This window comes from Aequorivita sediminis (assembly GCF_032080575.2).
In the GTDB taxonomy this organism is placed as follows: Bacteria; Bacteroidota; Bacteroidia; order Flavobacteriales; family Flavobacteriaceae; genus Aequorivita; species Aequorivita sediminis.
On the sequence record NZ_JAVLSO020000004.1, the window covers coordinates 224,828 to 231,169 of the forward strand.

The following is a 6,342-nucleotide window of genomic DNA, read 5'->3' on the forward strand; positions in this document are numbered from 1 at the left end:
ATGGAACTCTATCTTTTAAAATCCGCCGCTTGCCTCGCACTGTTCTTCGCTTTTTACAAGCTATTTTTGGAAAACACTTCCATTCATAATTTTAAACGTTTTTATTTATCAGGAAGTTTATTGGCCTCTTTTTTAATTCCGCTGATAACTTTTACAACCTATGTTGAAGCATCGCCAATTATTGCAACTCATACAGCAGCCACACCACAGCAGATTTTTATAGAGACCGAAACTACAGTAAATTACTGGTCGTTTGTTTTATGGACGGTTTACGGTTTGGGCGTATTGTTTTTTATTTTAAAATTTTTCAGAAATCTTTTCAGTTTAATTCAAAAAATTAAGAAGAACCCAAAGTTCAGAAACAGTAGTTTCATCAATATTCTTTTAAGTGAAAATGTAATTCCGCATACTTTTTTCAGCTACATATTTCTAAACAAAACACAATTTGAAAATCACGAAATTCCAGCGGAAGTTATGCTTCACGAAGAAGCACACGCACGCCAAAAACACAGTTTCGACGTAATTTTTGTTGAACTTTTACAAATTGTATTTTGGTTTAATCCGTTGTTATATTTCATTAAAAAAAGCATTAAACTAAACCACGAATTTTTAGCAGACCGAGCTGTTTTAAGCGCTGGCGCAGAAACTTCAGAGTATCAAAAAATATTACTGGCATTCTCATCAAATGCTTTAACGCCGTCATTGGCACATTCAATCAATTATTCATCCACCCGCCTGAACGGATTAATTTTAAAAAATTCATTCGGGCAGGTCAAAAAACGATTTACAGTTATGAAAACACACACCTCAAAAAGAGCCGTTTGGCTTCGAAGTTTATTGTTATTACCGTTGCTATCCATATTAATTTATGGTTTTAGCACGAAAGAAGTTGTTCAAAAAGACTTTTCAAACATCAAAACCTCAACAAATAATTCTATTGAAGATATTCAAATAAGAATCGATAGAAATTCAAAAATTTCATTGAATGGTAAAACGGTTGCTTTTTCTTCTTTAAAAGAAGAAATAAACAAGTTAAACACAAGCCTAACAATAGAACAAAAGCAAAAATACCTTTCAGCAACTATTACTATTGAAGCTGATAGCCAAAGAAACCTTTTCGAAAAAATAAGAGAAATACTATATTCGAGTAATATAAGAAGTTGGAGTGAAACTAGTCTTGAGGGAGAAAAAGCTTCTGGACTTAAACATATTCCGTGGACAAATCCTATGGTTGGAAAATCTATTGAAGAAGCAGAAGTTTTGTACCAAGAGAATCAGAAAAAAAATGAACAGTATAAAAAGGCAGCTCAAAACATAAAAAATGACAAAAACAATCCGTGGTCGATTGTTGTGGGCGAAGAGGTTGAGAGAGACGAAAACACTGGAAAAATAATCCAACAAAAAGCCACCAAAGCTGAAATAGCCGAATACAACAAACTCGCAATAAAATACAATGCAGTAGACATTGAAAAACGCATCATTAAAAAGAAAGATTTAGAGCGTTTGGAGATTATCTATCGCAAAATGACCGACGCGCAAAAAGCAAAAGCGGAGCCTTTTCCGGAGTGTATTCCTCCGCCACCACCACCACCACCTCTACCATCAGCCCCAAAGGTAAATAAAGGTGAAAAAAGCGATATCCCGCCACCTCCACCGCCAGCTCCAAAAGCACCTTCAGCAGAAAACGGAAATTTATACACGGCATCCCAGGCCCCACCGCCGCCAAATAAAGATTTGGTGGAATATATTAAAGAATTAGGCAAAAGAGGCGCTACTTTTTATATAGGCCCTCACAAATACAGTACAGATGAGGCGATTGAATTGGTGCGGAAAAACAACGAAGCAACTATAGATGTTAGCAAATACCCAGATGTACATTTAGGTGGATGCTGAATTTAATAAAATTAAGTGTGTCAGGTTGAGTCCTTCGGCTACGCTCAGGATAACCTAAAGTCGAAACCTCATAGTTCTCGACTGCGCTCGAACAGACAATAAAAAAAGCCTCTAGATTTTAGAGGCTTTTTTTATGGTCAAACAGATTATAACTTATTCCAAGTATCATTTAATATATTGATATCAGGTATCATTTTGTTAGGGTCTTGAACAACGCGTTTTACCTGCTTATCTGTTTTAAGTAGGTGGCTCCAAACATTCCCTCGATGCCAAATTTCAACAGGAAGCTTAATGATTTCCGTAGTATCATCAGCATAAGTTACCAACAATTCAACTGGCATTGGGATATCACCGTTGTTTTCTACCGTAATTAAATAGTTTCCTTGGTAAGGCTCTACCGATAATATTCCTAAATCTATATTTCCATTTCCGAAGAACCAACCTTTCCAAAACCAAGATAAATCCTCGCCTACAGCGTTTTCAATATGATTAAAAAAGTCGTTTGGTTGCGGGTGTTTATAGGCCCAATGACGGATATAACTCTTAAAAGCATAGTCAAATCGCTCTTCCCCTAATATGTATTCTCTAAGCATATAAAGTCCAGCAGCTGGTTTGTAATAGGCAGTGTAGGCTAAGTTTCGTGCATTAGCAATATCTGGGTAAGTGTCTATTCCTTCACGATTTCCATAGGTTAGGTATTGAACCAAGTCACGTGGTTTGTCTGTTCTAGTTGGATATTCGCCATTATTAAAGGCAGCTGTACTGTAGTGATTAATAAAAATATTTAAGCCTTCGTCCATCCAAGGGTAACGACGTTCGTTATTACCAACAATCATTGGGAACCAGTTGTGTCCAAATTCGTGATCGGTAACCCCCCAAAGTGAAGCTCCTCCTCTTTGGTACCCACAAAAACTAACACCTGGATACTCCATTCCACCTACACTAGTCGCTACGTTAATTGCGTTGTGATATGGATAAGGATAGTAAGTATTAGAGTGAAATTCTACAGAAGCCTTAGTGTATTCGGTAGAACGACCCCAAGCGTGTTCGCCATCGCTTTCTTTAGGATAAACAGACTGTGCCAATCCAACTTTTCCATTTCCTAGATTCATTTTTGCCGCATCCCAAATAAAAGCTCTAGAGGAAGCCCATGCTACATCTCGAGTGTTCTCCATTTTAAAATGCCAAGTTAGTGTGCCGTTATTTTTAGCTTGAGCTACGGATTTACCAACTTCATCTGGTTTAATAATGTAAACTGTTTTATCACTTTTCTCAGCTTTTGCTAAACGCTTTTGTTGGTTTTTTGTAAGTACCTCATTTGGATTTTGTAGTATTCCTGAACATACAACTGTTTGATCTGCAGCAGCGGTAATCTTTACATCAAAATCTCCGTACTCACAATAGAATTCTCCTGCTCCTAAATACGGATCTGTATTCCAACCAACAACATCGTCAAAAACTGCTACACGCGGATACCATTGTGCAATTGCATATACTGTTCCGTCTTTTGCTTCAAACCTACCCATACGGTCCATTCCTTCAACAGGAATCTTGTATTCAAAATTCATTTTTATCTCAACCTCTCCTCCATTAGCTGCTAAAGGTTTATCTAAGAAAACTTGCATTCTCGTATCTGAAATCAGATATTTAGAAGAAGTTCCTGTTTTCGTTTTAGCTGAAAAATTTGAAAGTTTATAGCCACCTTCAACGTCTCCGCTATAGCGACCTCCTTCAAGAGGGGAAGTTAAAGTACCACGAGAAGTTTCTGTGAAACGATTTTGCTCTAGGTATAACCAAATAAAATCTAGTTCTTCCGGACTATTGTTGATGTATTGAATAGCAACATTCCCTGTAACTATGTGGTTTTTCTCGTCTAAAGTTACTTCAAGTTGATAATCGGCTGAGTTTTGCCAATATTTTGGCCCTGGTTTTCCCGAAGCTGTGCGATATTCATTTCCCTGTCTATAAGTGAAATTATCGAAAAGACTTTGATTGTTTGGGTTTACATCTTGTGCATAAAGGGTAAAAGACACAACGGAAAAAAGCAGCGTTATCCATAAACTGCTATTGAAATACTTCATATTATTCAATTTTTATAAGTCAACTAGCGAAGATAGTAAATTGAAAATTTAATGTGCCATTAAAGTAATAACCAATATTATATTCTTGTACTCAAGACTATTTTAAATTCTTAAATAATAATAATAATAATAATACAAAAAGATAAATGATTTAGGGGTAACATTTTTACTGTAGAGGTATATAGGAGTATAAAAACAAAGTTTAACCTAAACACAAATTATCATGAAAAAATTAAAAATCACTTTTTTCTGGCTCTTAGCAGCAATTTTATTGGTTGGCTGTCAACCAGAAAATCTAAACTCTGAAATTCAGTTAGACCCTAATAATCAAAATTCATTTTCATCTGGTCCTACCTGTGATGGAAAACCAATTATGAAATTCGATTCTTTAGATGAAATTCAAAATACCCATCGCGATTTATATAATGAATATAGCATTACTCAAGATGAGGAAACATTGAATACTTGGGAAGAAGATCTTTCATTTTACTCTCTACGCAAAAAAGATGAGGATATGGATAATGGTTTAATTCCAGAAGATCCAAATTTTGATTCATGGAATTACACTAGTGATATTATATTAGAAACTATCCTAAACGAGGATGGGATGGTAATAATTGGAGAACACCTATATATATGGGATGACGGATGTGTTATTTACCGTATACCATTTAATAATTGCTCTGATTATAGTACAATGCTAAGTTTTTCCGAGTTCGCAAAAACATATGACGGTTCTCCGCTTGCTCAAGAGAAAATGTCTTTTTTTGTAAACGATAAAAAAATCAGCAATATTGATATTTGTCAAGACAATCGTTTCGATTTTGAAACTATTAGCGTAGAAAATCTTACAATTAAAAATGATCCTCCGAGATATCAAACAAAAAGTGGGTCCGAATGTGGGTTCCAAGCCTATATAAGTCATGAAATTTTAAGTCATGATGCGGTGAATAGCCAAATTTCTATAAAACTTAAAGCAAATTATATTGCTCCTATTGGAAGCAATCCACAATCATCATTTTACATTTCTAATGTATCAGATTTTACGAGTGTTGAAATTGTTGGAGGTTCATTGCCTGGAAGCCAAAACATCGACTGGGGAATACAAGGTGCTGGCTGGGCTTATCTTGGTGATGAGGTTTTTATAGATATAGATTATTCCAATTATAACACCTATGTACCTCTTCTGCTAGTTGATTTGGTTGGAGTTTTAAACCCTATGAGTGGAAATAGTTGTATGGATAGGGACAATTTATCACTTAATTTAGATTGTCCAATCTCAATTTCTAAAACCCCTTTAGACGCAAAAAATGGGAAGTGGTTATTTACCCTGGAAGGCTTAGGTAACGCACAAAACTACGGTGTAACTTGGGATTTTGGAGACGGCAGTTCACCGGAGACTATAATGAACAACAACACGGTAATTCATACATTTCCTACCCCTTGTTCGGTTGAAACTTTCAATGTAACAGCAACAATAGAAAAATTAAATCTATGTGTAAACACAGTTACTACCTCTATGCAATCTTGGGATTCTTGTAAGAGAGGCAAGATGAGTGAAGTTTACAAAGAAAAAGTAGACGGAAAAAGAATGAAATTAAAAATAAAGATCAAGAATAGATGGCCTATATTCGGAGGAACTAAAATTATTCACAAGTTCCGTTACAGAAAAAATGGAACCAAAACCATAACTCCAACCGGTCCAATTTATGTAGAAAGCGGTTTAGACTGTACTCCACAGGATATAAGTTCAATAATTTCAAGCGAATCTCAAAATGGGAAGAAGCGATTAAAACAACGATTTATAAGCAACAATAAGTACAAGATAGATCTTGAAACTCCGTATAGTGTAAAGTTCTCACATTCTAACGGCTTTAATCACACGCTAAGCTTTATAGACACTTGCTCTAAATAAAAGATTGAAATTTTTAAATCAGTAAACAAACCGTCCTAAATTAATTAGGGCGGTTTTTTTTAACCCAGAAATTGTTCTAAATCCATCTTTAATACTAGATTAAAAGCTTTTAGAGCACCAATAAGAGGAGCAAAATAGCCAAAATTTTTTTTCCGGCTGGAGAAACTATTCATCTAAAACCCAGAAATTGTTCCTGATCCCATATCTTCGGTAGACCCAACATAATACCGGTCGAGGGTGTGTGAGTATAATATGTAGACAAAAAATTCCATAAAAAAAACCGAAGTAAAAACTTCGGCTTCTAAAATCTAGTGGGCGATGAGAGCCTGTTCCGAATTGATTTCGGAAGGTTCGAACCCCCCCGACCCTCCCGAAGTTAATTCGGGATGCTCTAAACCAACTGAGCTATTCTTTAGAACTGATTAATTTCTCAATCATTTTTCTGCTCTTCCA

The 6,342-nt window shown here is 35.6% G+C and carries 3 protein-coding genes; 2 read left to right on the plus strand and 1 reads right to left on the minus strand.

Features of this window, described 5'->3' with window-relative positions; translation table 11 throughout:
- Positions 1 to 1,893, plus strand: coding sequence for a M56 family metallopeptidase (locus RT250_RS09440; protein WP_313114318.1), 1,893 nt, complete (start codon positions 1 to 3; stop codon positions 1,891 to 1,893).
- A gap of 146 nt (positions 1,894 to 2,039) precedes the next feature.
- Here RT250_RS09440 and RT250_RS09445 read toward each other — a convergent pair whose 3' ends face one another.
- Entirely contained in the window at positions 2,040 to 3,974 is a 1,935-nt protein-coding gene (locus RT250_RS09445; protein WP_313114319.1) for a M1 family metallopeptidase, read from the minus strand.
- A 223-nt stretch (positions 3,975 to 4,197) separates the two neighbouring features.
- Between RT250_RS09445 and RT250_RS09450 the strand changes: the two genes are divergently transcribed.
- Complete coding sequence (locus tag RT250_RS09450; RefSeq protein WP_313114320.1) at positions 4,198 to 5,889, plus strand: PKD domain-containing protein; 1,692 nt, start codon at positions 4,198 to 4,200, stop codon at positions 5,887 to 5,889.
- Positions 5,890 to 6,342 lie beyond the last annotated feature (453 nt).